23 protein-coding genes and 2 tRNA genes are annotated in these 26,116 nt (G+C 68.3%); 19 read left to right on the top strand and 6 right to left on the bottom strand.

Translation table 11 applies throughout. The features are described 5' to 3' along the window. The first annotated feature begins 151 nt into the window (after window positions 1–151). The 8 genes from gnd (at window position 152) to ACIBU0_RS06405 (ending at window position 9,903) form a co-directional block, all read left to right on the top strand. Entirely contained in the window at window positions 152–1,027 is an 876-nt protein-coding gene (gene gnd, locus ACIBU0_RS06370) for a phosphogluconate dehydrogenase (NAD(+)-dependent, decarboxylating) (RefSeq protein ID WP_398812473.1), read from the top strand. Between the two features lie 159 nt (window positions 1,028–1,186). After that, window positions 1,187–2,308: a DNA replication/repair protein RecF gene (gene recF / locus ACIBU0_RS06375; protein WP_398812476.1), complete on the top strand. Its 1,122-nt coding sequence runs from the start codon at window positions 1,187–1,189 to the stop codon at window positions 2,306–2,308. Further along, entirely contained in the window at window positions 2,305–2,856 is a 552-nt protein-coding gene (locus ACIBU0_RS06380) for a DUF721 domain-containing protein (RefSeq protein WP_398812479.1), read from the top strand. The genes recF and ACIBU0_RS06380 overlap by 4 nt, the downstream gene beginning before the upstream one ends. Window positions 2,857–3,354: 498 nt before the next feature. Next, a complete protein-coding gene (gene gyrB, locus ACIBU0_RS06385; protein WP_398812482.1) occupies window positions 3,355–5,427 on the top strand; it encodes a DNA topoisomerase (ATP-hydrolyzing) subunit B in 2,073 nt (690 codons plus the stop codon). Window positions 5,428–5,469: 42 nt separating this feature from the next. Next, window positions 5,470–8,067, top strand: a complete 2,598-nt coding sequence (gene gyrA / locus ACIBU0_RS06390; RefSeq protein ID WP_398812485.1) for a DNA gyrase subunit A — start codon at window positions 5,470–5,472, stop codon at window positions 8,065–8,067. Between the two features lie 18 nt (window positions 8,068–8,085). Continuing rightward, window positions 8,086–8,892 carry a DUF3566 domain-containing protein gene (locus ACIBU0_RS06395; protein WP_398812487.1) on the top strand — a complete coding sequence of 269 codons (807 nt, stop codon included), beginning with the start codon at window positions 8,086–8,088 and terminating at the stop codon, window positions 8,890–8,892. A 112-nt stretch (window positions 8,893–9,004) separates the two neighbouring features. Further along, window positions 9,005–9,081 (top strand) — tRNA-Ile (locus tag ACIBU0_RS06400). A 78-nt stretch (window positions 9,082–9,159) separates the two neighbouring features. After that, entirely contained in the window at window positions 9,160–9,903 is a 744-nt protein-coding gene (locus ACIBU0_RS06405; protein WP_398812490.1) for an AAA family ATPase, read from the top strand. A 141-nt stretch (window positions 9,904–10,044) separates the two neighbouring features. On the opposite strand, the gene ACIBU0_RS06410 is transcribed toward ACIBU0_RS06405, so the two are convergent. After that, window positions 10,045–10,422: a DUF6344 domain-containing protein gene (locus ACIBU0_RS06410; protein WP_398812493.1), complete on the bottom strand. Its 378-nt coding sequence runs from the start codon at window positions 10,420–10,422 to the stop codon at window positions 10,045–10,047. Window positions 10,423–10,770: 348 nt separating this feature from the next. Here ACIBU0_RS06410 and ACIBU0_RS06415 point away from each other — a divergent pair, with 348 nt between their 5' ends. Both ACIBU0_RS06415 and ACIBU0_RS06420 read left to right on the top strand, forming a co-directional pair. After that, a complete protein-coding gene (locus ACIBU0_RS06415; protein WP_003999697.1) occupies window positions 10,771–10,899 on the top strand; it encodes a DLW-39 family protein in 129 nt (42 codons plus the stop codon). 342 nt (window positions 10,900–11,241) lie between these two features. Further along, the gene (locus ACIBU0_RS06420) at window positions 11,242–12,591 is read left to right on the top strand and encodes a hypothetical protein (protein ID WP_398812496.1); all 1,350 of its coding nucleotides are present in this window, start codon (window positions 11,242–11,244) and stop codon (window positions 12,589–12,591) included. A 190-nt stretch (window positions 12,592–12,781) separates the two neighbouring features. Here ACIBU0_RS06420 and ACIBU0_RS06425 read toward each other — a convergent pair whose 3' ends face one another. Together ACIBU0_RS06425 and ACIBU0_RS06430 are read right to left on the bottom strand one after the other, a co-directional pair. Next, the gene (locus ACIBU0_RS06425) at window positions 12,782–14,653 is read right to left on the bottom strand and encodes a protein kinase (RefSeq protein ID WP_398812499.1); all 1,872 of its coding nucleotides are present in this window, start codon (window positions 14,651–14,653) and stop codon (window positions 12,782–12,784) included. 183 nt (window positions 14,654–14,836) lie between these two features. After that, window positions 14,837–15,385, bottom strand: coding sequence for a DNA-binding protein (locus ACIBU0_RS06430; protein WP_398812502.1), 549 nt, complete (start codon window positions 15,383–15,385; stop codon window positions 14,837–14,839). Window positions 15,386–15,567: 182 nt separating this feature from the next. Here ACIBU0_RS06430 and ACIBU0_RS06435 point away from each other — a divergent pair. Further along, a tRNA-Ala gene (locus tag ACIBU0_RS06435) sits at window positions 15,568–15,640 on the top strand. A gap of 449 nt (window positions 15,641–16,089) precedes the next feature. On the opposite strand, the gene ACIBU0_RS06440 is transcribed toward ACIBU0_RS06435, so the two are convergent. Next, the gene (locus ACIBU0_RS06440; RefSeq protein WP_398812505.1) at window positions 16,090–16,803 is read right to left on the bottom strand and encodes a DUF5324 family protein; all 714 of its coding nucleotides are present in this window, start codon (window positions 16,801–16,803) and stop codon (window positions 16,090–16,092) included. 325 nt (window positions 16,804–17,128) lie between these two features. Between ACIBU0_RS06440 and ACIBU0_RS06445 the strand changes: the two genes are divergently transcribed. Both ACIBU0_RS06445 and ACIBU0_RS06450 read left to right on the top strand, forming a co-directional pair. Next, the gene (locus tag ACIBU0_RS06445; RefSeq protein WP_398812508.1) at window positions 17,129–17,662 is read left to right on the top strand and encodes a peptidylprolyl isomerase; all 534 of its coding nucleotides are present in this window, start codon (window positions 17,129–17,131) and stop codon (window positions 17,660–17,662) included. Between the two features lie 102 nt (window positions 17,663–17,764). Beyond that, a complete protein-coding gene (locus tag ACIBU0_RS06450) occupies window positions 17,765–18,655 on the top strand; it encodes a rhomboid family intramembrane serine protease (RefSeq protein ID WP_398812511.1) in 891 nt (296 codons plus the stop codon). A gap of 281 nt (window positions 18,656–18,936) precedes the next feature. On the opposite strand, the gene crgA is transcribed toward ACIBU0_RS06450, so the two are convergent. Further along, complete coding sequence (gene crgA, locus ACIBU0_RS06455; protein ID WP_384765806.1) at window positions 18,937–19,191, bottom strand: cell division protein CrgA; 255 nt, start codon at window positions 19,189–19,191, stop codon at window positions 18,937–18,939. A gap of 141 nt (window positions 19,192–19,332) precedes the next feature. Here crgA and ACIBU0_RS06460 point away from each other — a divergent pair, with 141 nt between their 5' ends. Genes ACIBU0_RS06460 through ACIBU0_RS06485 form a run of 6 tightly spaced genes read left to right on the top strand, consistent with a single transcriptional unit; the run spans window position 19,333 to window position 23,732 of the window. Then, on the top strand, window positions 19,333–20,109 hold the full coding sequence (locus ACIBU0_RS06460) for a DUF881 domain-containing protein (protein ID WP_398812515.1): 777 nt from the start codon (window positions 19,333–19,335) through the stop codon (window positions 20,107–20,109). 19 nt (window positions 20,110–20,128) lie between these two features. After that, window positions 20,129–20,842, top strand: a complete 714-nt coding sequence (locus tag ACIBU0_RS06465) for a class E sortase (RefSeq protein ID WP_398812518.1) — start codon at window positions 20,129–20,131, stop codon at window positions 20,840–20,842. A 53-nt stretch (window positions 20,843–20,895) separates the two neighbouring features. Further along, window positions 20,896–21,057: a hypothetical protein gene (locus ACIBU0_RS06470; protein ID WP_398812521.1), complete on the top strand. Its 162-nt coding sequence runs from the start codon at window positions 20,896–20,898 to the stop codon at window positions 21,055–21,057. Beyond that, window positions 21,054–21,692 carry an aminodeoxychorismate/anthranilate synthase component II gene (locus ACIBU0_RS06475; RefSeq protein WP_398812524.1) on the top strand — a complete coding sequence of 213 codons (639 nt, stop codon included), beginning with the start codon at window positions 21,054–21,056 and terminating at the stop codon, window positions 21,690–21,692. The genes ACIBU0_RS06470 and ACIBU0_RS06475 overlap by 4 nt, the downstream gene beginning before the upstream one ends. Further along, a complete protein-coding gene (locus tag ACIBU0_RS06480) occupies window positions 21,689–22,960 on the top strand; it encodes a class E sortase (RefSeq protein ID WP_398812527.1) in 1,272 nt (423 codons plus the stop codon). The genes ACIBU0_RS06475 and ACIBU0_RS06480 overlap by 4 nt, the downstream gene beginning before the upstream one ends. A gap of 13 nt (window positions 22,961–22,973) precedes the next feature. Next, complete coding sequence (locus ACIBU0_RS06485; protein WP_398812530.1) at window positions 22,974–23,732, top strand: class E sortase; 759 nt, start codon at window positions 22,974–22,976, stop codon at window positions 23,730–23,732. A 280-nt stretch (window positions 23,733–24,012) separates the two neighbouring features. On the opposite strand, the gene pknB is transcribed toward ACIBU0_RS06485, so the two are convergent. Next, the gene (gene pknB, locus ACIBU0_RS06490) at window positions 24,013–26,019 is read right to left on the bottom strand and encodes a Stk1 family PASTA domain-containing Ser/Thr kinase (protein ID WP_398812532.1); all 2,007 of its coding nucleotides are present in this window, start codon (window positions 26,017–26,019) and stop codon (window positions 24,013–24,015) included. Window positions 26,020–26,116 lie beyond the last annotated feature (97 nt).

Genomic DNA, 26,116 nt, shown 5'->3' on the forward strand with positions numbered 1-26,116 from the left:
GGGGGAAACCGCAGGTGAGGGTGTACGTATGAGCGCGTATGCCCACAGCTGTGCGCGGACGTCCGGGTTTAGGCTCGGACAGGGGTACGAAGGTGCCCCAGGGGTGCGAGAGCGCCCCGCACGCCACACAGCGACCTAAGGAACACAACTGATGGAGCTCGGTCTCGTCGGCCTCGGCAAGATGGGCGGCAACATGCGCGAGCGGATCCGCCGCGCGGGCCACACCGTCGTCGGATACGACCGCAACCCTGACCTCGCGGACGTCCACAGCCTGGAAGAGCTTGTGGGCAAGTTGTCCGGCCCGCGGGTGGTCTGGGTGATGGTCCCGGCGGGTGCGCCGACCCAGTCGACCATCGACGAGCTGGCCGAGCTGCTGGAGCCCGGTGACGTCGTCGTGGACGGCGGCAACTCACGCTGGACGGACGACGAGCGGCACGCCGAGGAGCTGGCGGCCAAGGGCATCGGCTTCGTCGACTGCGGTGTCTCGGGCGGCGTCTGGGGCCTGGAGAACGGCTATGCGCTGATGTACGGCGGCGACACGGAGAACGTGGCCAAGGTGCAGCCGGTCTTCGACGCCCTGAAGCCGAAGGGCGACTTCGGTGCGGTGCACGCCGGCAAGGTCGGTGCGGGGCACTTCGCGAAGATGGTCCACAACGGCATCGAGTACGCGATGATGCAGGCCTACGCCGAGGGCTGGGAGCTGCTGGAGAAGGCCGACTCCGTGACCGACGTCCGTGAGGTCTTCCGGTCCTGGCAGGAGGGCACGGTCATCCGTTCCTGGCTGCTGGACCTGGCGGTGAACGCCCTCGACGAGGACGAGCACCTCGACGGGCTGAAGGGTTTTGCACAGGACTCCGGCGAGGGACGCTGGACTGTGGAAGCCGCCATCGACCACGCGGTGCCGCTGCCGGCGATCACCGCGTCGCTGTTCGCGCGGTTCTCCTCCCGCCAGGAGGACTCGCCGCAGATGAAGATGATCGCGGCGCTGCGGAACCAGTTCGGCGGCCACGCGGTCGAGAAGAAGTGACCGTCGGAAACGAGAAGAAGTAATCCACACCCTGAGGATGCCGACCTGGCACCCTCAGGGGTGGCCCGGTTGTCCACAGCTGGGGAAAGTTGAACGCCATGGTGGCCCGGGCAACCGGGGCACCTGAACCACACGTTGGGGGAGGTCGGCGAAACGACCATGCACGTCACGCATCTGTCGCTGGCCGACTTCCGCTCGTACGCCCGGGTCGAAGTGCCGCTCGACCCGGGCGTCACCGCCTTCGTCGGGCCGAACGGTCAGGGCAAGACGAACCTCGTCGAGGCCGTCGGCTATCTCGCCACCCTCGGCAGCCATCGCGTCGCTTCCGACGCCCCCCTGGTCCGCATGGGCGCCGAGCGGGCGGTCATCCGGGCGCAGGTGCGGCAGGGCGACCGGCAGCAGCTGGTCGAGCTGGAGCTGAACCCCGGCAAGGCGAACCGGGCCCGTATCAACAGATCCTCGCAGGTCAGACCCCGTGATGTGCTCGGCATCGTGCGGACGGTCCTGTTCGCGCCGGAGGATCTCGCCCTGGTCAAGGGCGACCCCGGTGAGCGGCGCCGTTTCCTCGACGAGCTGATCACCGCCCGCTCGCCGCGTATGGCGGGCGTCCGCTCCGACTACGAGCGGGTCCTCAAGCAGCGCAACACCCTCCTGAAGTCGGCCGCACTGGCCCGGCGGCACGGCGGCCGTTCCATGGATCTGTCCACCCTCGACGTCTGGGACCAGCATCTCGCGCGCGCGGGCGCCGAGTTGCTCGCGCAGCGTCTCGACCTGATCGCGGCGATCCAGCCACTGGCCGACAAGGCGTACGAGCAACTGGCTCCCGGTGGCGGCCCTGTCGCCCTCGACTACAAGCCGTCGGCCCCCGGTGAGGCGCACACGCGTGAGGATCTCTTCGAGCAGATGATGGGGGCGCTGGCCGACGCCCGTAAGCAGGAGATCGAGCGCGGGGTCACCCTCGTGGGCCCGCATCGGGACGATCTGCTTCTCAAACTCGGTCAGTTGCCCGCCAAGGGGTATGCCTCGCACGGCGAGTCCTGGTCCTATGCGCTGGCGCTGCGTCTGGCGTCGTACGACCTGCTCAGGGCGGAGGGCAACGAACCGGTGCTGGTTCTCGACGATGTCTTCGCCGAGTTGGACAGCCGGCGCCGTGAGCGTCTGGCCGAACTGGTCGCGCCGGGCGAGCAGGTGCTGGTGACGGCCGCGGTCGACGACGACGTACCGCATGTGCTGGCGGGGGCGCGGTACGCGGTGTCGGAAGGGACGGTGGAGCGCGTATGAGCGAGAACCCTTCCGGGGGCCCCTCCGAGAGCGCACCGAAGAAGACCCCCGAGCCCTCCGGCGTCGACCTCGCGCGCGTGGCGTTGCGGGCGGCCAAGGAGCAGGCACGCGCGCGTGGGGACGCTGCACGGCAGAAGAAGCAGGCGCGGCGCGGGGGGCTGCGCTCCGGCGCGCGGGCCGACGGCCGCGATCCCCTGGCGCTGGGCGCTGCCATTAACCGCTTGATCACCGAGCGGGGCTGGGAGACCCCGGCCGCGGTGGGCGGTGTGATGGGGCGCTGGCCGCAGATCGTCGGCGAGGACGTCGCCAAGCACTGTGTGCCGGAGAAGTACGACGAGGACGAGCGGATCCTGGTCGTGCGCTGTGACTCGACGGCTTGGGCGACCAACCTGCGGCTGCTCGCCCCGACGCTGGTCGCCCGCCTCAACGAGGACCTGGGCCACGGCGCCGTGCGGCAGATCAAGGTGCACGGCCCGGGCGGCCCCGCCCGCCGCTACGGACCTCTGCGGGCCCCCGGCAGCACGGGGCCCGGGGACACCTACGGCTGATCGGACCGGCCGGCGGTCCGTGATTGTGGCGCCTCGCAGGCGACCGCCGGCCCACCTGTCTGCGGACCCACTCCCTCCGGTTGAGGCGTCACAGCAGTCCCTCCAGCCTCGCCAGGCACAGGTGACGGACATCACATCAACAGCCGCCGACCGTCCCGATGGGCCGTCGGCGGGCTGCTCGTCGTACAACCGCACGCGGTTGCGAATCGGGACCTGACTCCGAAGTAGCCAAGGGTTGACGGCCGGAAGCGCTGAGTGGCTCTGTGAGCCTCTTGGAGCCCCCATCCGCATATCGGGAGTCGGGCGAGCCGGGTTCAGGGCGGCACATGAGGACTCAGGTACCGGCAAACCCCCATCACTGTCGGCGCTACCGGTAGACTGGAGCCCAATCCCGCCCCATTCGTGGGGACCGTCCGGGAAAAGCTGAGCAACGCTGATCAAGGCTTACCAACGCAACATGCCGCAGCCGCTCCGGCAACCCGCCGACGAGCCCGGCTCGTGCTGTGCCAGAAAGGGCGCTTCGTGGCCGATTCCGGCAACCCCAACGAGAACATCCCGTCCACCGAGGCCCCGGCCCAAGGCGCTGAGGCCTCAGTCGCAGCGTCGTACGACGCCAGCGCCATCACCGTCCTCGAAGGCCTGGACGCGGTCCGCAAGCGACCCGGTATGTACATCGGTTCCACCGGCGAGCGCGGTCTGCACCACCTCGTGTACGAGGTGGTCGACAACTCCGTCGACGAGGCGCTGGCCGGGCACGCGGACACGATCGACGTGACGATCCTCGCCGACGGCGGCGTGCGGGTCGTCGACAACGGCCGTGGCATCCCGGTGGGCATCGTCCCCTCCGAGGGCAAGCCGGCCGTCGAGGTCGTGCTGACCGTGCTGCACGCGGGCGGCAAGTTCGGTGGCGGCGGTTACGCCGTCTCCGGCGGTCTGCACGGCGTGGGTGTGTCCGTCGTGAACGCGCTGTCCTCCAAGGTCGCCGTCGAGGTCAAGACCGACGGTCACCGCTGGACGCAGGACTACAAGATGGGCGTCCCGACGGCTGCGCTCGCCCAGCACGAGGCCACGGACGAGACCGGGACGTCGGTCACCTTCTGGGCCGACGGCGACATCTTCGAGACCACGGAGTACTCCTTCGAGACGCTTTCGCGGCGTTTCCAGGAGATGGCGTTCCTCAACAAGGGTTTGACTATCAAACTCACGGATGAGCGCGAGTCGGCGAAGGCCACCTCCGGTGCGGACGAGGCCGGTGCCGACGAGAAGGCCGAGGTCAAGCACGTCACGTACCACTACGAGGGCGGCATCGTCGACTTCGTGAAGTACCTGAACTCCCGCAAGGGAGACCTGGTGCACCCCACCGTGATCGACCTGGAGGCCGAGGACAAGGACAAGAGCCTGTCCCTCGAGGTCGCGATGCAGTGGAACAGCGGCTACAGCGAGGGCGTGTACTCCTTCGCGAACATCATCCACACCCACGAGGGCGGTACGCACGAGGAGGGCTTCCGTGCGGCGCTGACCTCGTTGATCAACAAGTACGCGCGCGACAAGAAGCTGCTGCGCGAGAAGGACGACAACCTCACGGGTGACGACATCCGCGAGGGTCTGACGGCGATCATCTCGGTGAAGCTGAGCGAGCCGCAGTTCGAGGGGCAGACGAAGACCAAGCTGGGCAACACGGAGGCGAAGACCTTCGTGCAGAAGGCGGTCTACGAGCACCTCAACGACTGGCTGGACCGCAACCCGGTCGAGGCCGCGGACATCATCCGCAAGGGCATCCAGGCGGCCACCGCGCGCGTGGCGGCCCGCAAGGCGCGCGACCTGACCCGTCGCAAGGGCCTGCTGGAGTCGGCGTCGCTGCCGGGCAAGCTGAGCGACTGCCAGTCCAACGACCCCACCAAGTGCGAGATCTTCATCGTCGAGGGTGACTCCGCCGGCGGCTCGGCCAAGTCCGGCCGCAACCCGCAGTACCAGGCGATCCTCCCGATCCGAGGCAAGATCCTCAACGTCGAGAAGGCGCGGATCGACAAGATCCTGCAGAACCAGGAGATCCAGGCTCTGATCTCCGCCTTCGGCACGGGCGTGCACGAGGACTTCGACATCGAGAAGCTCCGCTATCACAAGATCATCCTGATGGCGGACGCCGACGTCGACGGCCAGCACATCAGCACCCTGCTGCTGACCTTCCTGTTCCGCTTCATGCGGCCGCTGGTCGAGGCCGGGCACGTCTACCTGTCCCGTCCCCCGCTGTACAAGATCAAGTGGGGCCGCGACGACGTGGAGTACGCCTACTCGGACCGCGAGCGCGACGCACTGATCGAGATGGGCCGTCAGCGCGGCAAGCGCGTGCGCGAGGACTCGATCCAGCGCTTCAAGGGTCTCGGCGAGATGAACGCCGAGGAACTGCGCGTGACCACGATGGACCAGGAGCACCGCGTCCTCGGCCAGGTCACCCTGGACGACGCCGCCCAGGCCGACGACCTGTTCTCGGTCCTGATGGGCGAGGACGTCGAGGCCCGGCGCCAGTTCATCCAGCGCAACGCCAAGGACGTCCGCTTCCTCGACATCTGAGTCGGTCTCAGCTGACCGCACCAGGAAGGACCTTCACCAGCAATGACCGACGAGAACACTCCCGTCACCCCTGAAGAGGGCGGCGAACTCGCGATGCGTGTCGAGCCCGTCGGGCTCGAGACGGAGATGCAGCGCTCGTACCTCGACTACGCGATGTCCGTCATCGTCTCGCGTGCGCTGCCGGACGTCCGCGACGGCCTCAAGCCCGTCCACCGCCGCGTCCTGTACGCGATGTACGACGGCGGCTACCGGCCCGAGCGCGGCTTCTACAAGTGCGCCCGCGTCGTCGGCGACGTCATGGGCAACTACCACCCGCACGGCGACAGTTCGATCTACGACGCGCTGGTGCGTCTCGCGCAGCCGTGGTCGATGCGGATGCCGCTGGTGGACTCCAACGGCAACTTCGGCTCTCCGGGCAACGACCCTGCGGCCGCCATGCGCTACACCGAGTGCAAGATGGCGCCGCTGTCGATGGAGATGGTCCGTGACATCGACGAGGAGACCGTCGACTTCACGGACAACTACGACGGCCGCTCCCAGGAGCCGACCGTCCTGCCGGCCCGCTTCCCGAACCTGCTGATCAACGGCTCGGCCGGTATCGCGGTCGGCATGGCGACCAACATCCCCCCGCACAACCTGCGCGAGGTCGCGGCCGGCGCCCAGTGGTATCTGGAGAACCCCGAGGTCTCCCACGAGGAGCTGCTGGACGCGCTCATGGAGCGCATCAAGGGCCCCGACTTCCCGACCGGCGCTCTGGTGGTGGGCCGCAAGGGCATCGAGGAGGCGTACCGCACGGGCCGCGGCTCGATCACCATGCGTGCGGTCGTCGAGGTCGAGGAGATCCAGAACCGCCAGTGCCTGGTGGTCACGGAGCTGCCGTACCAGACCAACCCGGACAACCTCGCTCAGAAGATCGCCGACCTGGTGAAGGACGGCAAGATCGGCGGTATCGCCGACGTCCGCGACGAGTCGTCGTCCCGCACCGGTCAGCGCCTGGTCATCGTGCTCAAGCGCGACGCGGTCGCCAAGGTCGTCCTGAACAACCTGTACAAGCACACGGACCTGCAGACCAACTTCGGCGCCAACATGCTGGCGCTGGTCGACGGCGTCCCGCGCACCCTCTCCCTGGACGCGTTCATCCGCCACTGGGTGACGCACCAGATCGAGGTCATCGTCCGCCGTACGCGCTTCCGCCTGCGCAAGGCCGAGGAGCGCGCGCACATCCTGCGCGGCCTGCTGAAGGCCCTGGACGCCATCGACGAGGTCATCGCGCTGATCCGGCGCAGTGAGACCGTCGACGTCGCGCGCACGGGCCTGATGGACCTCCTGGAGATCGACGAGATCCAGGCCAACGCCATCCTCGAGATGCAGCTGCGCCGACTGGCCGCTCTGGAGCGCCAGAAGATCGTCCAGGAGCACGACGAACTCCAGGCGAAGATCAACGAGTACAACGAGATCCTGGCCTCGCCCGTCCGCCAGCGCGGCATCGTCAGCGCGGAGCTCAACGCGATCGTCGAGAAGTACGGCGACGACCGCAAGACCATGCTGGTGCCCTACGACGGCGACATGTCCATCGAGGACCTGATCGCCGAGGAGGACATCGTCGTCACGGTCACGCGCGGCGGTTACGTCAAGCGCACCAAGACCGTCGACTACCGGGCGCAGAAGCGCGGCGGCAAGGGCGTACGCGGCACGAAGCTGAAGGAAGACGACATCGTCGACCACTTCTTCGTGTCCACGACGCACCACTGGCTGCTGTTCTTCACCAACAAGGGCCGCGTGTACCGCGCGAAGGCCTACGAGCTTCCCGACGCCGGCCGTGACGCCCGCGGGCAGCACGTGGCGAACCTCCTCGCCTTCCAGCCGGACGAGGCGATCGCCGAGATCCTCGCGATCCGTGACTACGAGGCGGCGCCGTATCTGGTGCTCGCCACGAAGGCCGGACTTGTGAAGAAGACGCCGTTGAAGGATTACGATTCGCCCCGCTCCGGCGGCGTGATCGCGATCAACCTGCGTGAGCGGGAGGACGGTTCCGACGACGAACTGATCGGAGCCGAACTGGTCTCGGCCGACGACGATCTGCTTCTGATCAGCAAAAAGGCACAGTCGATCAGGTTCACGGCCACGGACGAATCACTGCGCCCCATGGGCCGTGCCACCTCGGGTGTCAAGGGCATGAGCTTCCGTGAGGGAGACGAGCTGCTCTCGATGAATGTTGTTCGACCCGGTACGTTCGTGTTCACTGCCACCGACGGTGGGTACGCGAAGCGGACTCCCGTCGACGAGTACCGCGTTCAGGGTCGCGGCGGCCTCGGAATCAAGGCCGCCAAGATCGTGGAGGACCGCGGATCGCTCGTCGGAGCGCTGGTGGTCGAGGAGACCGATGAGATCCTCGCCATCACGCTGGGCGGCGGTGTGATTCGTACGCGAGTCAACGAGGTCAGGGAGACGGGCCGTGACACCATGGGCGTCCAACTGATCAACCTGGGCAAGCGCGATGCCGTGGTCGGCATCGCACGTAACGCCGAGGCGGGACGCGAGGCGGAGGAGGTCGACGGCGACGTGGCCGTCGACGAGACCGCCGAGGGTGCCGCCGCGACCATCGGCACGGACGAGGGTGAGTCGCCCTCGGCCGAGTAGCACGAGGAGAGAGTCATCGTGAGCGGAGCCACGGGCGCCGGATCGTCCGGTACCTCGACCGGTTCTACGGCCGGTAAGGACACGGACGGCGGCGGCCGTGGCTCCGCCGCGCGTGCGACGGACACGCACACGACCCAGCTGAAAGCGATCAAGTCGCCCGCGAAGGACTCGCCCTCGCCCGACACACCTGGATCCCAGGGGGGAACCGTGACGGACTCCCGAGGCCCGCAGGCGCAGCAGTACGCGGCCGGCGCGGGCTCGGCTGCCCCGGGCGCCCAGCAGCCGGCGCCCACAGGGGCTCAGCAGGCGGCCTCCGCGCCGTCGGCGTCGCCGCTGCCGGGGGAACGGCAGCCGCAGCAGCCCGCAGGGCCCTACCACCCGCCGCAGGCCTACCAGACGGCCGCTCCGGCGGGCGCGACGCGCAAGCCGCGCACGGGGGCGCGTACGACGCCCCGCACGCGCAAGGCACGTCTGCGCGTGGCCAAGGCCGACCCCTGGTCGGTCATGAAGGTCAGCTTCCTGCTCTCCATCGCGCTGGGCATCTGCACGATCGTCGCGTCCGCGGTGCTGTGGATGGTCATGGACGCGATGGGCGTCTTCTCGACGGTCGGCGGCACGATCTCCGAGGCGACCGGCTCGAACGAGTCGAACGGCTTTGACCTGCAGTCCTTCCTGTCGCTCCCGCACGTCCTGATGTTCACGTCGATCATCGCGGTCATCGACGTCGTCCTCGCGACGGCACTGGCCACGCTCGGCGCGTTCATCTACAACCTCTCCGCCGGCTTCGTGGGCGGCGTCGAGCTGACGCTGGCCGAGGACGAGTGAACCCGCTGCTGAACCGCGGCTGACGGTCCCCCGACAACCGATTTTGGGACTGCCCCGGTCGTGCGCTAATCTTCAGGAGTCAGCGCGCGGGACACACACCGCAGAGCGCGGCGGGGCTATAGCTCAGTTGGTTAGAGCGCATCCCTGATAAGGATGAGGCCACAGGTTCAAATCCTGTTAGCCCCACCAGCGAGAAGACCTCCAGTCCATACCGGCTGGGGGTCTTTTGCATGCCCGGTTGTCAGTGCCGGATGAGAGCCTGGCGGCATGATCGTCGAACGGGCATACGCGCATGTCGCCGAGGGCGAGCCGGGGGAAGGCAGCCCGTGGCCGTGGTCCGTGCCGTGCGTGCGGCAGTTGCTGGAGGACGGCCTGAAGTTCACCGCGCCGGTCACGTTCCTGGTGGGGGAGAACGGCTCTGGCAAGTCGACGCTCGTCGAGGCGCTGGCGGAGGGGTTCGGGCTGGACTCCTGGGGCGGATCCGCGGGCTACCGGTACGCCGGCCCGCGCGAGCCTTCGGTGCTGGGCGGGCGGATACGCTTCGAGGCGACGGCGGCCGGGCGCCGTATGCTGCGCGGTCCTCGAACGCGCCGCAGAGGGTTCTTCCTGCGGGCGGAGACCGCGCTGGACGCGCTGGGCCGGGAGCAGCAGACCGGAAGGCTGTCCGGGGCCGTGGACGAGATGAGCCACGGGGAAGGCTTTCTGATGGCCTTCCGTGAGCGGTTTCAGGAGCCTGGGCTGTACGTCCTGGACGAGCCCGAGGCCGCGCTGTCCTTCGCTTCCTGCCTTCAACTCGTCGGGCTGCTGGACGAACTGGGCCGTTCCGGCGCGCAGATCATCTGCGCCACGCACTCACCTGTGCTGACGGCGCTGCCCGGCGCCGAGATCATCGAGGTGGGCGACCACGGAATGCGGCCCGTGGACTGGGGGGATCTGGAACTCGTCGACCACTGGCGGCGTTACCTCAACGATCCGGGGGCCTATCTCCGGCACATCCTGGACGCGGGATGAGGTTCGCCGCGGTACTGCCGTACTGCCTGACAGGTCCTGCGTGAGCTGGTGCTTCGTACGCAAGCTCGCTGGGGTGCGGTCTGGAATAAGGGGTGGTGCCGTGCTGGGAAAAGGGGTGACGGCTCGGGGGCGAGCCCTCGGTCAGCGCTGGTGCGGGACGAGGGGCCGGGCCGGAGCGGCGACTGAGTCGCATCCGCCGGTGGGCGAGGTGGCCGTGGCCGCTTCCGTCTCCGTGAGCGGGCGGTGACGGCAACCTGGGGTTCTGCCGTGGGCCTCGGCGCGGATGCGCTGCTTCATCGTGGGAGGCAGTGACCTGGCGTAGGACCAGGCCCACTGGGGCATCGCCGGCACCGTCAGCTGCGCGCCGCGGTCGCTGTCGTCGCTGTCGCTCTTGCGCGCCGTCTCCGTGTGCGGTACGGCCGCGGCGGCGGGGGTCGTGACGAATCCGAGCGCCGTGAACAGCGCGAGGAAGGCGGTGACGATGGTGGTCCACAGGTTCATGACCTTGTTCCGGGCCATGGCCCCTCACTTTCGGGTTGGGCGATTTGCGTACTTTCCTCATGATGTGTATGAGGGCCGCGAAATCATGGACCGACGCCCGTGACGCGTCGATCTTCAGATGAACACCACTCGGATGGGCGTAAGAGGCCTCGAAAGTCCCCGAAAATGCGGGAAGCGGGCGGACCGGGAGCAAAGTCACCGTCCGTCCAGGTGTGATCACCGTCCGATCGGAGCGGTGTCGTCCGCTTCTACTGCGCTGCTCCGGACGGCAGTTGAGCTCGCGACGCAGGTCACCGATCGATATCGGTCGGTGTGTATAGTCGGGCGCCAGAGGTCCCCTACGTCAAGGAAAGACGAGGTCGCGCGGTGAAGAAGCTTCTCCTGGTCGCACTGGCCGCCATCGGCGGGCTCCTCGTGTACCGCCAGATCCAGGCGGATCGCGCCGAGCAGGATCTGTGGACGGAGGCGACTGACTCCGTGCCCACGGGTTCGTGAGTCCCCACAACGGATTCTGAAGCAGACCCCGGCCGCCTCGCGGTCGGGGTTTTGTGCGCTCGGGGCGCGCTGTGGAGCGTCGCGGAGTGGCGTTGAGTGCCGCGGAGTGGCGTGGAGTGGTGTGGACTGCCGTGGCTTCGAGTTGCGGGAGCAGACCGGTTGTCTTAGAGCCGGTCTTACAGCCGGGCGTATCGGACGGCCGTACGGATTGCGTGGGTGACGCATGGCCGGGCTGGGCAGGATGGGCGACGTCCATGGTCCGGTGACGACGAGGGGTGGCGCGTGATGGGGCGGCGGCGTACGGCACGGTGGCGCCGGGAGAGTGAGCGGCGTGGTCATCCGTTGCGCTCGGCACGCGCGCGTGCGGCCCTCGTAGGGGCGCTGCTGCTGTGCATGACGGCCGCCCTGCCGGGGGGCCAGGCCACAGCCACAGCCACAGCCGCGGCCGCGGCCGCGGCCGAAACGCCCAGCCCTTACGCCTTCACGCCTGACGCCCGTTCCGTCACCGGCGCGCCAGGCCCCACGGACGCCACGCCGCTCGCGCCGGGCGCGACGTACAAGAGCTCCCTGCCGAGCAGCGGAGAGATCTACTACAGCCTCCGTCTCGACGCCACCTCCGACACATATGTCTCCGTGACCGCCGTCCCCGCCCCCGGCAGCACCGTCTCCGCGAGCGACGGCATCAAGGTGTCCATGAAGGACGCCGAGGGCGGCACCTGCTCCCTCGAAACCAAGAGATTCGGCGTCGTCCACAGCGCCCGCCCGATCGCGGCGTGGGCCAGACGTGAGTCCTCCGGCAACCGGAACCGCTGCAAGAGCGCGGGTACCTACTACCTGACTATCGAGCGCGTCGGTACGACGGCTGCCGCGGCGGACGCCTGGGACCTGGAGCTCTTCGCCACCTCCGAGCCGCCCCTGAAGAAGGCCGAAGCGACCAGCGCCCCCGAGACCTGGAACTCCGCCTCACCCACCCCTCCCACCGGCGACGACGTACCCCGCGAAGGCGGCTCGGGCTTCGCGTCCGCGGCATTCGTCGGCCAGGGCGTCTGGAGCTCGGGTCTCAGGCCCGGCCAGACGCTCTTCTACAAGGTGCCCCTCGACTGGGGCCGGCAGTTGTACGCCACCGCCGAACTGGACAGCTCGAACGGCGGCGACGGCTACCTCGGCAACGCCCTGAGCCTGGCCCTCTACAACCCGGCGCGCGGACTCGTCGACTACGCGAGCGCCAACTACGACCTGAGGCGGCAGGACACCGCCGAACTCGACCCACTGCCGCCGGTCGCGTACGAGAACCGGTACGCCATCCCGGAGCGGTACAAGGGCATGCGGTTCGCCGGGTCGTACTACCTCGTGGTGCACCTCGCCGCCGAGATGGCCGAGAAGTACGGCAACGGGCCGTTCGGGATGACGCTGCGTGTGCGGGTGGGGGGCGAGACGGAGGCCGGTCCCGGCTATGCGGGGGAGTCCGAGCCGCGGGGGGTCTTCGAGGTGTCGCCGGGCGATCGGGCTGCGGCTGCGGCTGCGGCTGCGGCCGGTGACGGGGCCGGTGGCGGGGCCGGGGGTGGTGGTGACGCTGCGATGACCGTGCTCGCGGTGAGCGGGATCGGGGCGGGGACTGTGGTGCTCTTGGTGCTGGGGGTGTGGGCCGTGGTGGCACGGCGGAGGGCTGAGGGCCAGGTAGCGGGCAGGTAGCGGGCGGGTAGCGGGCGGTCTCGTGGCCCTCGGGGCCCTCGGGGCGCGGCTCGGTTGATCTCGGAGATCCCGGTCCCGAGCAGAGAGAGGCCCCGGTGCGGGGGTTTCGCAGCCGGGAGGCTTGTGGGCGTCGAGCCCAGCAGGGGCCGGTCGGTTCGCCGGCTCACGGTCCTTCCGCGTCTCGGCGAGGTCAGATGTGGGCCAGCGCCCAGAACCCCACGGCGTAGCAGGCAAGCGCGAGCAGCAGAAGCGGGACTGCCACCTTGGCGGGTGGGCCGGGGCGGTGGGTGAGGCCGTGGGCCGCGCGGCGGGCGGCGCGGTGGCCACCTCGGCGGTGCGACTGGGGAATTGAGGGTGCCGAAGGTGGAACCTGCGGGCTCTGAGCGGTGTACGAAGCAGTAGAGGCATCGACGCGCTGGTGTGCTGCAGGCGTCGGCGGCTCAGCCGGGTAGTGCGGTGCGTACGAATGAGGGGAGGACAGGACGTGGGTGGTGTCGTAGGGGGAGCTGTGAGCGCGAGCGGCGTGGTGCTGGGCGTCCTGGTGCCCCTGGGGCTGCGCCTGGTCCTGAGGCTGTACCTGGGCCTGTGCCTGGGCTGCCTGCTTCGGGCCGGGTGTCTGGGGCTGGGGCCCGTACGGCCCCGGGATCGGATGCGGGCTCCTGGATCCGCGTACCGGCTGTGGCGGGGGCGTTCGACTCTGCTGCGAGGAGCCGGTGGCCTGAGGCGGTGGCAGATGGAAGCTGCCGGTGTCCGACATGGAGAGCGGCCCGCTGCTGTCGCCGGGCTGCGACGGGCTGGATGGCTCCTGCGGGGTCGGCAACGGGGGCCCGGGCTGGGGGACGTGTGGGGCACGCGAGGACTGGGACGCCGTGACGTCAGAAGCCGGGACAGATCCGGCCACGCCTCGGCGCGGGTCGCCCGGTGCGGTGCCCGAGCCGGGGCCGCGAGCCACCGACCCTGTATCTGTCGGTCCAGAATCGGTTCCGCTCGGTACGGGGCCTGCGCCCCCCGGTACGGAGCCGGCACCTGGCGGTTCCGACCCGGCGCCCATGGGCCCGGACCCGGCGCCCGTCGGCCCGGACCCGGCGCCCGGCGATACCGAGCCGGGGGTGCCCCTCCCCACGGTGCCCATGTCGAAGTGCCGCGAGCCGCCCGTACCCCCTTCGACACCCGGCGCCGTTTTGAGCGGCCCGTCCGGTGCGAACCCCGGTGGCAGCGGACCGATTTGGTCGAAGATCTCGATCAGCTCGTCGTCGGGCCCGGGCTCCGGCAGGAGCTCGACGGCCGAGGCGAGGGCCTTGCGCGCCCCGGTGGCCGTGCGGAACCGCGCCTGCGGATCCGGCTGCAGCAGCGAGGCCACGACCTGCCACAGCGGTTCGGGAATTCCCTTGGGCGCACCGGGAGTTCCGTGGTCGGCGAAGTACTGGATGAGCGCCTTGGCGTCCGGCTTGGCGCCCTCCAGCAGATACAGCGCCACCAGCCCTACGGCGAACAGGTCGGCGGGGAAGTCCGGTTCCGCGCCCATGAGTTGCTCGGGAGCGAGGTAACCGGGCGTTCCCACCACGAGGTTGGTCTCGGTCAGGCGGGGCTCGCCCAGCCGCATGGCGATGCCGAAGTCGGACAGGCGCAGTCGCGGGCGCGCCGTACCGGTGGCCTCGAGGAGCAGGTTGGCGGGCTTGATGTCGCGGTGGACGACGCCCTCCGCGTGCACCGCGGCCAGCCCCGAGAGGAGCTGGTCGAGGAGTGTGCAGACGAAGGAGGGCGGCAAGGGGCCGTAGTCCCCGACGAGATGGACCAGCGATCCGCCGGCCACCAGGTCCATGGTGAACAGGACCTTGTCGTCGTCGGCGGCCCAGCTGGCAGGCGCGAGCACATGGGGGTGATCGATCCGCAGGGCCTGTTCGCGGACGAACCGCAGCAGCGAGTGCGCGTCACTCTGCTGCAGCACCTTGGCGGCCACGTAGCGGCGGCGGCGGTGGTCCCAGGCGCGCCAGACCGCGCCGACGCCGCCGCGCCCGATCGGGTCGACCAGTTCGTACCGGCCGGCGAAGACCTCACCCATGGCTGTGCGTCGCTCCTCCCCCTTCGGTTACCCCCTTGCTTCCCCCGCGACGAGCGATACGACTCCCCTCGCGGACGTCCTCCCCCTGGCGGACCGCGGCTGAATCGCACGATCCCCCTGGTCCCTCAGAACGCAGACCGTGGGCCCGGCTGCCGAACCCCCTTCGGCGACCGGGCCACGGGGTCAGTTCTGGTGGGACTGGTAGTGCGCGACCGCGTCCGAGGTCCGGCCGGCGCCGTACACCCGGAGGAACTCTGCCAGTTCTGGGTGGGTGGGGGCGAGGGTGTCCGCCGCTTCGATGATGTCTCCCGCGGCCGCCACCGAGCGCAGCAGCGACTGGATCTCACGAACCACCCGCTTGACCGTCGGCGCCCCCGAACTGCTCGTCGTGTGCGTGGTGTTGCTGAGCACCGAGCCCCCCTGCGACTTCTTGATCTCCTCCATGCGCTCGGTGGCCTCGGCCGCGCTCACGCTGCCGTCCGCGACCTGCCCCGCCAGGTCCTGCAGTAGCTGCACCCGCTGCACCACGGCAGGATTGCCGATCTTCGCCCGCTGGCCGCTCATCAGCTGCGACAGCATCGGTGCGGACAGTCCCAGAACCCCCGCGAGACGAGCCTGGTTGAGACCAAGATCGTCTATGAGCTTACGGAAGAGGCCCCCCAGCGGCTCCCCGTACCAGTTCCGCTGCAGTTCCCGCGCTCTTGCGGTGGCTTCCTGCTGTGCGGCGTCCATTGCGTCTCCCCATCGCTTCCCCAAAAACCGTGGTTCGCTGTAGCGAACCACGCCGAGCATCTTACGGAGAGTGGTCGTTCATCGGGACCCCCAATCTTTTTGCGAGATACGGGGTGCGACCCGGTACTCTGGTCTGCGGCGCCCGCCGGAATGCGGTTCCTCCGGCTGGACGCTCCTCTTTCGGGGCCTTAGCTCAGTTGGTAGAGCGCTGTCTTTGCATGGCAGATGTCAGGGGTTCGACTCCCCTAGGCTCCACACCTCGGACCGGTCAGAGGCCCTCACGGCCTCTGGCCGGTTTCCGTTTGTCGCGCGCCACGGTGGACCTTGTCAGCGGGTGACGTCCGTCACTCAGGGGAGGTCGGCACTCGTTGCGGATGTTTGCGCAAACGGGCAGGGCAGCGGCTGTGCAGGGTGAGGATCGCCTCGCCGACGGGCGCGACGGGGGCATGTTGCAGCGCCCATACCTTGCGTGAGCTGGCATGAGCAAGTTCCGGTAATCACATGGATGCGCACCGTTAAGAAATTCCGCGCGGGCTCACATGCGTGGGTCGTTGCAAATGTCATCGCGGGCGAAGGGCGTAAAGCCGCGCCGCGCGTCGTCCGGCCGCCCATGTTCCACGTGAAACATGACCGTGGGGCGGAAGACCCTCAAGTCTCCCGCCCCACGGCCCACTTCACCATGTTGGCCGTCACCGGCCCTCAGATCACCGGCCCTCGTCGCGCCGGGCCGCCTCCTCGTCCGCCTCCTTCGCCTGGACCTCGGGATCAAGGTCCGACTGGCCACTGCCGTCCACCGACGTGAGACGGCCCGACTCGGGCACCTCCGTCGCGGCAGGCGGCTCGACCAGCCAGTCCGGGTTGGCCTGCTTGTCCCACCACTTCCAGGCGGCGAACGCGGCGCCCGCGAGGGCACCGAGCATCGCCAGCGCCTTCGCGGCACGGCCTGCCCTGGCACGCCTCTGGTGCTTGCGGGCCAGCTTCTGAATATCCCTCGGCGAGACTTGACCGCGCAGCGCGGCCAACGCGGCAGCCCCGCGCGCAGCGGCCTCGTCCCTGACGGGCCCGGCCACGGCAACCGCCTGCTCGATCCTCGGCCGGGAGTAGTCGGCAGCCTGGCGGGCAGCCTTCCGTGTACGAGCGGCTGCCTCATGAGCGGCATGGTCGACCTTCGGCGGCACATGTGCACGGGCCTGCTCCAAGCGCGGCGCGACATGCGTGCCGTACTGCAGAAGCGCCTGCGCGCGGGCCTGCTCGGTGGCCTGCGACACCTTGGGCGCGAGCCGTACGCGTGCCTCGTGCGCGTAGTGCGCGGCCCTGTCCTTGGCGGTGTCGGCGTAGGGCGCCACCACTTCCGCGGCGTGCAGCACGCTGTCCTTCGCCGAGCCGGTCGCGGCGCGCACGCTGTCAATGCGGGTCACGGGTTCCTCCTCCTCGGTGGCGTACGGTTTTCGACTTTCCACCCTTTTACGGATCATGCCTTCCAGAACGCTCCGCGGCATGTGAGGGCGGGCATATGGGTGCCGATGCACTTGATCAAGTGCAATAACGGATTAATGCGGGTCAACATGGGCTTGTCGTCGACAATGCCACGGTTCGCCGCTGCGCGCCCCCGCCACGGCCTTTCTCGACCGGTTTTCTGCAAGCGATCACCAGGGATGCGGGCCGGTCCACAAGAGCCGGGCGACGCAAGCCACCGTCCATGCAAGGATCGGGGGGTCACGGAAAGACAACGGAAGGCAGATCGTGGCTGAGCAGCTCTACGCCACCCTGAAGACCAACCACGGCGACATCGAGGTCCGGCTCTTCCCGAACCACGCGCCGATCACGGTCAAGAACTTCGTCGAGCTTGCCACGGGCGAGCGTGAGTGGACGAACCCCGCCACCGGCGAGAAGTCCACGGCCAAGCTCTACGACGGCACGGTCTTCCACCGCGTCATCAGCGGCTTCATGATCCAGGGCGGAGACCCGCTGGGCAACGGCACCGGTGGCCCCGGCTACCAGTTCCAGGACGAATTCCACCCGGACCTCCGCTTCGACAAGCCCTACCTGCTCGCCATGGCCAACGCCGGCCCGGGCACCAACGGCTCCCAGTTCTTCATCACCGTCTCCCCGACGACCTGGCTCAACCGCAAGCACACCATCTTCGGCGAGGTCACCGACGCCGCCAGCCAGAAGGTCGTCGACGCCATCGCGGGCACCCAGACCAACCCCCGCACCGACCGCCCGCTCAACGACGTCGTCATCGAGTCGGTCGTCGTCGAGACCCGCGAAGGCTGAGTCCGACACCTCCCAGAGGGAACCAAACGCCCCGCTCGTCCGTAAGGATGAGCGGGGCGGTGCATGAGGACGTGCACTGCACAGGACGACCTAGGGGACCTCATGGATCAGCCGGCAGGCAGCCCGCAGGACGCCCAGAACCTGCCCGTCTGCTACCGCCACCCGGACCGCGAGACCGGCATCCGCTGCACCCGCTGCGAGCGCCCGATCTGCCCCGAATGCATGGTCAGCGCGTCCGTCGGATTCCAGTGCCCCCACTGCGTCCGCAGCAGCTCCGGGACGGGACAAGCCCCCACCGCCTCCCAGCCCCGCACACTGGCCGGCGGCACCATCGCCGCCGACCCCCGCCTGTTCACCAAGATCCTCATCGGGATCAACATCGCGGTGTTCATCGCCGTACAGGCAGGGTCCGACACTCTGCTCAATGACCTGGTTCTCCGCGGCGCCTGGCCCCCGGCGCCGTTCACACCCACCGAGGGTGTCGCGGCAGGCGAGTGGTACCGCCTGGTCACCTCGATGTTCACGCACGAGGAGCCCTGGCACATCGGCTTCAACATGCTCAGCCTGTGGTGGCTCGGCGGCCCTCTCGAAGCAGCCCTCGGCCGCGCCCGCTACCTCACCGTCTACTTCGTCTCAGGACTGGCCGGCAGCGCCCTCGCCTATCTCCTCACCCCAGCGGCCACGGCCACACTCGGCGCCTCCGGCGCCGTCTTCGGCCTCTTCGGCGCCACCGCTGTCCTGATGCGACGACTCAACTACGACATGCGGCCGATCATCGCCCTGCTGGTGATCAACCTGCTCTTCACCTTCGCCCCGGGCTTCCACATCTCCTGGCAGGCCCACATCGGCGGTCTCGTCGCCGGCGTCATCACGGGGTACGCGATGGTCCACGCCCCACGCAAACACCGCTCCCTCGTGCAGTACGGAACATGCGCCCTCGTGCTGGCCGTCGTGGTGCTCATGACCCTGCTCAGGACGGCTCAGCTCACCTGACGTACCTGGTTGTCCACAGCGTGTGGCGGATCTTGTGCACACTGCGTAGGAACAACTGTGCCCCCTGTCGCTGACCGTCGTTTCCGCAGGTCAGACAGGGGGCGAACAAAGTTTCGACAGATCGCGGCTGCCTGGTAGTTCCGTCACACCGGCGTCAACGCTGGATGGGTTATCCACAGATCGTCGTTCTTTTTCAACACTGTGGAAAACGGCTGTGGATAACTCACCGGATACCCCTGGGCAGAGCTGCGTTTACCGCCGGGTGGCCGCCGCTTCGACCGCTACTTCCACTGTGTGGAGACGCCGAATCCGGCGGCAATGAAGCCGAAGCCGACCACGATGTTCCAGTTGCCCAGTGCGTCGATGGGCAGCGAACCGTCGGTGACGTAGAAGACGACGATCCAAGCGAGGCCGATGATGAACATGGCCAGCATCACCGGGGCGACCCAGGCGCGGCTGTTCAGTTTGATGGCGGTCGCCTGCTTCGACGGCGGCGGCGTGTAGTCGGCCTTCTTGCGGATACGTGACTTCGGCACGAGGGTCTCTCCTGTCGATGCGCTGCGTGGCCGCGCAGGGAACTGGGGCTGGCTCGGGGCAGCGTACAAGGGGACTCTGATTGCTCCCCCGGGCGTCCGTTAGCGTAGTGCTTCCGTGGCGCTGAAGGAGATAAGGGTACGTTGAGCAATTCTGCCGACTCCCCCGGGACGGGATCCAGCCCTGTCCGCGGCCGCTTCCGGCCGGTGCGGGTGCTGACCGCGGCCGTCTTCGCTCTGGCGGGGCTCATTTTCTTCACCAGTTTCAATACGGCCAAGGGCACCAATATCCGCACGGATGCCTCGCTGCTGAAGCTCTCCGACCTCATCCAGGAGCGCAGCCACGAGAACGGCAGGCTCAATGAGTCCAACGCCGCCCTGCGGGATGACGTGGAGGCGCTGGCCGAGCGGGACGACGGCAGCACGAAGGCCGAGGACGAGAAGCTGGCGGCGCTGGAGCGGAGGGCCGGTACGCAGCAGGTGAGGGGCGAGGCGGTCACGGTCACGCTCAACGACGCCCCGCCTGATGCCACGGCCAAGCTGCCGGGGTATCCCGAGCCGCAGCCCGACTACCTGGTCATTCATCAGCAGGACCTGCAGGCCGTGGTGAACGCGCTGTGGCAGGGCGGTGCCAAGGGCATCAAGGTCATGGACCAGCGGCTGATCTCCACCAGTGCGGTGCGCTGTGTGGGCAACACCCTGATTCTCCAGGGCCGGGTCTATTCGCCGCCGTACAAGATCACGGCGGTGGGGGATCCGGAGGAGCTGCAGAAGGCGCTCGCGGCCTCGTCGGCGATCCAGAACTACATGGTGTACGTCAATGTGTACGGCCTCGGCTGGAAAGTCACCGCGGACGGGACGGTGACTCTGCCGGGCTACTCGGGCACAGTGGATCTGCGGTACGCCAAGCCTGTGGAGTGAGCCTTCTCTGGAGCTGCCGGTGCGTGTTGTCGTCAGGACCGTCAGCGAGCTGTGTATCACCGTCGGCACCGTGATCGTGCTTTTCGTGGTCTATGTGCTGTTCTGGACGGGTGTGAAGGCCGACGGCGTCATGGACGACCAGATCGATCGGTTACAGGAGCAGTGGGCGCGGGGGGCGGTACGGCCGACGGCCGCGGCACCCGGCAATCCCGTGAGTCCGGGCGAGGGCTCGCCGACGAGTCCGCCCAAGCCCGCCCCGTACACCGCTGACGAGCCGTTCGCGATCATGTACATCCCGCGTCTTGGTTTCACGTGGAACAAGCCGGTCCTCGAGGGCACCGCCACCAAGACCCTCAAGAAGGGCCTCGGCCACTACGCGAACACCGCCCAGCTCGGTCAGAAGGGGAACTTCTCGGTGGCCGGCCACCGGCGTACGTACGGCGATCCCTTCAAGGATTTCCCCAGGCTGCGGCCCGGTGACGCGGTGGTGCTGACGGATGGAACGACCTGGTTCACGTATCGGATCGACAAAGGCCCTTACAAAACCCTGCCCACTGACATTGAGGTGATCGACGCTGTGCCCCGTAAGTCGGGGTACACGCGTGAGGGCCGCTATCTGACCCTGACCACGTGTGATCCGGAGTGGGGACACAGCCACCGGCTGATCGTGTGGGCCCATCTGGACTCCACACAGCCTGTGGAGGCTGGGAAACCGGAGGCGTTGCGCCGTTAGTCTGTTGGCTGTACGGCGTGTGTCTGGTGCCGTGGTGCGACGGAAGGGACGGCATGTACGGCTGGATCTGGCGGCATCTGCCGGGGAATGCGTGGGTGAAGGCGTTCATCTCACTCGTGCTGGTCGTGGCAGTGGTCTACGTCCTTTTCCAGTACGTCTTCCCGTGGGCCGAGCCGCTGCTTCCCTTCGGCGATGTGACGGTGGAGGGCGAGTGAGCGCGCGCATTCTGGTTGTGGACAACTACGACAGCTTCGTCTTCAACCTGGTCCAGTACCTGTACCAGTTGGGCGCCGAGTGCGAGGTGCTGCGCAACGACGAGGTGTCGACGGCGCATGCCCAGGACGGCTTCGACGGGGTGCTGCTGTCGCCGGGCCCGGGTACGCCGGAGGAGGCGGGGGTGTGCATCGAGATGGTGCGGCACTGTGCCTCGACCGGGGTGCCCGTCTTCGGTGTCTGTCTGGGCATGCAGTCGATGCAGGTGGCGTACGGCGGCGTGGTGGACCGTGCGCCGGAGCTGCTGCACGGCAAGACGTCGCTGGTGGAGCACGAGGGCAGGGGCGTCTTCGCCGGCCTGCCGACGCCCTTCACGGCGACGCGCTACCACTCCCTCGCCGCCGAGCCGCAGACGGTGCCGGCCGAGCTGGAGGTCACGGCTCGTACGCACGACGGGATCATCATGGGTCTGCGGCACCGTGAACTCCCGGTCGAAGGTGTGCAGTTCCACCCTGAGTCGGTGCTGACCGAGCACGGTCATCTGATGCTGGCCAACTGGCTGGTGGAGTGCGGCGACCAGGGTGCGGTGGCGAGGTCGGCGGGGCTCGCCCCGGTGGTGGGCAGGGCCACGGCGTGACCGCGCTGCGCCCCGAGCGCGAGTCCGGCGCCGCGTACGGGGAGTCCTTCACGGATTCCTACAGCGACACCGGCGAGCAGGGCACCTCGTACGGGCAGCAGCCGTACGGGGAGTCCGGTGCGCTCGGGGAGTGGTACGGCGGGGAGGGGTACGTCGCTCAGGGGCCGGGTGCCGAGGGGTACGGCGCCGAGGGGCATCCCGGTGACGGCTATGGCGGCGACGGTTACGGCACTGACGGGCACGGTGCCGAGGGCTACGAGGCTGTCGGTCACGGTCGTGAGAGGGCTGCCGCGTCTCAAGAGCCGTACGCAGAGCCGTACATACCGCCTCCCGACGACGAGACCGTAGCGCTGCGGATCCCGGGTCCGCCCGCGGGCGAGGCCATATCGGCTTCTGCCGCCTCTTCCGCCACGTCGGCCACCGGAACCCCTACCGGCGGCCGTGCGGCCCGCAGAAAGGCCGCCAAGCGGCGTCACGGGCGCCATGGGGGCTCCCGGACGGCGTCGGAGGCCGCCGAGGCCGCCGAGAGTGGCTCGGAGGGTTCGCAGGCGCCCCTGTCGCGCGTGGAGGCCCGTCGGCAGGCCCGGGCGCGCAAGCCCAGCGCGGGTGTCCTGGCCAGCCGGGCGATCGGTGAGGTGTTCATCACCACCGGCGTGCTGATGCTGCTGTTCGTCAGCTACCAGCTGTGGTGGACGAACGTCCGGGCGCATGCGCAGGCGGACAAGGAGGCGAGCAGCCTTCAGAACGACTGGGCGAGCGGCAAGCGGAACCCGGGGACCTTCGAGCCGGGTCAGGGCTTCGCCATCCTCCACATCCCGAAGCTCGACGTCGTCGTGCCGATCGCAGAGGGCGTCAGCAACAAGAAGGTGCTCGACCGGGGCATGGTCGGCCACTACGGCGAGGGCAAGCTGAAGACGGCGATGCCGGACGCCAAGACCGGCAACTTCGGGCTGGCGGGGCATCGCAACACGCACGGCGAGCCGTTCCGGTACATCAACCGGCTCACTCCGGGCGACGCGGTCGTCGTCGAGACGCAGGACAAGTACTTCGTGTACAAGATGGCGTCGGTCCTGCCGGTGACGTCGCCGAGCAATGTGAGCGTGCTGGACCCGGTCCCGCGGGACTCGGGTTTCACCAAGCCGGGCCGCTACATCACGCTCACCACCTGCACACCGGAGTTCACCAGCAAGTACCGGTTGATCGTCTGGGGCAAGATGGTCGAGGAACGGCCGCGCAGCAAGGGCAAGCCGGATGCGCTCGTCAGTTAAGGGCAGATGAAAAGTGGCAGCGACCACCGAGGGCACGGAAGAACACACGGCCGCCCCTGCGTCACGGCGCCGTCCGGCACGCCGCCGGATGGGCCGGATCGCGATGGCGGTCAGCGTCTTCGGTGAGCTCCTCATCACGGCGGGCCTGGTGCTCGGCCTGTTCGTCGTCTACTCGCTGTGGTGGACGAACGTCATCGCCGACCGGGCGGCGGACAAACAGGCCGACAAGGTCCGCGACATCTGGGCCCACCAAGAGGGCTCCGACCGTCCCGTCCAGTTCGACTCCAAGAACGGCATCGGCTTCCTCCACGTGCCCGCCATGGGCGGCGACGACATTCTGGTCGAGAAGGGCACGTCGTCGAAGATCCTCAACGACGGCGTCGCCGGCTACTACACCGACCCGGTCAAGGCGACGCTGCCCACGTCCGGCAAGAAGGGCAACTTCTCGCTCGCGGCCCATCGCGACGGTCATGGCGCCAAGTTCCACAACATCCACAAGATCAAGAAGGGCGACCCGATCGTCTTCGAGACGAAGGACAAGTGGTACGTCTACAAGGTCTACGCCGTCCTTCCCGAGACCTCGAAGTACAACGTCAAGGTCCTCTCCGCGGTCCCGAAGGAGTCGGGGAAGGAGAAGGCGGGCCACTACATCACGCTGACGACGTGCACGCCGGTGTATACGAGTCGGTACCGGTATGTGGTGTGGGGGGAGCTGGAGCGGGTGGAGAAGGTGGACGCGGAGCGGACGTTGCCGGAGGAACTGCGCGGCTGACAGAGGCTCCGGTTCGTCGCGGTTCACGGTGATGACCCCGCTCAGATCCGCGATCACCTGAGCTTCGTGGCTGAAGTTGCAGGTGGCGACGAACAGCGCGACATCCACCTGGCCGAGGGCTCGCGAGGCATCGGCGAACTTCTGCATGTCGGCGCTGGAGAACAGCTCAGTTCTGAACCTGACAGAACCCGGTAGCCGGCGGCTTCCAACTCCTCACGGTGACATGACTGAGCCCCGGCGCCCTGCTCAGGGCACCGGGGCTCACTCGCGTGGGTCGGGGTCAGTCCTCCGTGCGGGCCGACGTTCCGGTGACGCCGCCGAAGATCTGGCCGCCGTTGTCGCCGCCGCCGTTGTTGTTGCCGCCCTGGTCGAAGGCGACCAGGTTGACCGCTGTGCCCTTGGCAACCGGGGTGTTCGGTTGCGGGTCCTGCTGGAAGACGATGGCCTGGTCGTTCGAGGAGCCGGTGATGCTGCCCACCGTCAGGCCCACGTCCTGCAGGGCCTTCCTGGCGTCCTTGACCGACAGCTGGGTCACGGTCGGTACTGGCACCTGCTCCTGCTCGGCGGCCTTGCCGATCCGGATCTGCACCTGCGAGTTCTTGGGGACCTGGGAGTTGATCGCCGGGTTGGTGTCGATGACCTTGCCGACCTGGTTCGGGTCCTGGGTCTCCACATCGATGCAGGTGCCGACCAGTTCGTTGGCCGACATCTGGGCCTTCGCCTCGTCACAGGACTTCCCAGTGACGTCCGGAACCGTGGACTGCGCCTTCGCCTTGGCGACGGTGAGGGTGATCGTCGTGCCCTTTTCCTGTTCCGTATCGCCCTCTGGGTCCTGGCTGATGACGATGCCGGCCTTCCGGTCGGACTCCTCGGTCTCCTTCTCGACCACGAAGCCCTTGCCCTCGAGGTCGGCCTTGGCCTTCTCGAAAGTCAGGCCCTCGACGTTCGGCACGGTGACCTTCGGGGCACCGGTCGACACCACCAGATTGACGGTGGAGTTCTTCGGGACCTTTGTGTTGAAGTCGGGGTCCTGGTCGCAGACCTGGCCCTTGGGCTGCTTCTCGCAAGCCTTCGGCGTGATCTCGCCGACCTTGAGGTCGACGTTCTCCAGCGACTGCTTGGCGCTGGCCTCGGTCTGGCCCACCAGGTTGGGTACGGGGACTGTTTCGTTGCCCGCGTTCTTGCCGTCGAACACCCACCGGCCGATCAGCACCGCACCCACAAGCACCAGCACCGCCGCCACGACCAGCAGGATCGTCGACGTGTTGGACTTCTTCTGGCGCCGCCGGTCCGGGCGGTCGTCGTAGCCGAAGCCGCCGTCGTCGGGGTTCATGGGCGGCAGCATCGACGTGGCGCCGGCGTCCGCCTGGCGCAGGGCCGTGGTCGGCTGGTCGTCGGGGTAGCCGCCGTAGCCGACGGAGCCCATGGCGGCCGTGGCGGCGACGGGCTGGCCGTCGAGGCAGGCCTCGATGTCGGCACGCATCTCGTCGGCCGACTGGTAGCGGTAGTTCGGGTCCTTGACCAGCGCCTTCAGGACGATCGCGTCCATCTCGGGCGTGATCTCGGGGTCGAAGACCGACGGGGGCTGTGCTTCCTCCCGTACGTGCTGGTACGCGACCGCGACCGGGGAATCGCCGACGAAGGGCGGGCGGACCGTCAGGAGCTCGTAGAGGAGGCAGCCGGTCGAGTAGAGGTCCGACCTCGCGTCGACCTGCTCGCCCTTCGCCTGCTCCGGTGAGAGGTACTGGGCGGTGCCGATGACCGCGGCCGTCTGCGTCATGGTCATGCCGGAGTCGCCCATGGCGCGGGCGATGCCGAAGTCCATCACCTTGACCTGGCCGTTGCGGGTCAGCATGACGTTCGCCGGCTTGATGTCGCGGTGGACGATGCCGTTGCGGTGGGCGTACTCCAGGCCCTGGAGGATGCCGATGGTCATCTCCATGGCGCGCTCCGGCAGCAGCTTGCGGCCGGAGTGGAGCAGCTCGCGGAGCGTCGAGCCGTCTACGTACTCCATGACGATGTACGGGATCGACACGTTGTCGATGTAGTCCTCGCCCGTGTCGTAGACCGCGACGATCGCGGGATGGTTGAGCGAGGCGGCCGACTGGGCCTCCCGGCGGAACCGGGCCTGGAAGGACGGATCGCGCGCGAGGTCCGCGCGCAGCGTCTTCACTGCCACGGTGCGGCCGAGGCGGGTGTCATGCGCGAGGTAGACCTCCGCCATGCCACCACGACCGAGCACCTGGCCCAGTTCGTACCGGCCGCCGAGGCGACGCGGCTCTTCCATAGCTACCTACCAGCCCTCTCCGTCGGTCCCGACTTCACCCTTGTGGGTGTGTCGGTGTGCCGTCCGGGCATACCGTACCCGGCTCATCTTGTGTGAC

The organism is Streptomyces sp. NPDC049627 (assembly GCF_044465645.1).
GTDB lineage: Bacteria > Actinomycetota > Actinomycetes > Streptomycetales > Streptomycetaceae > Streptomyces.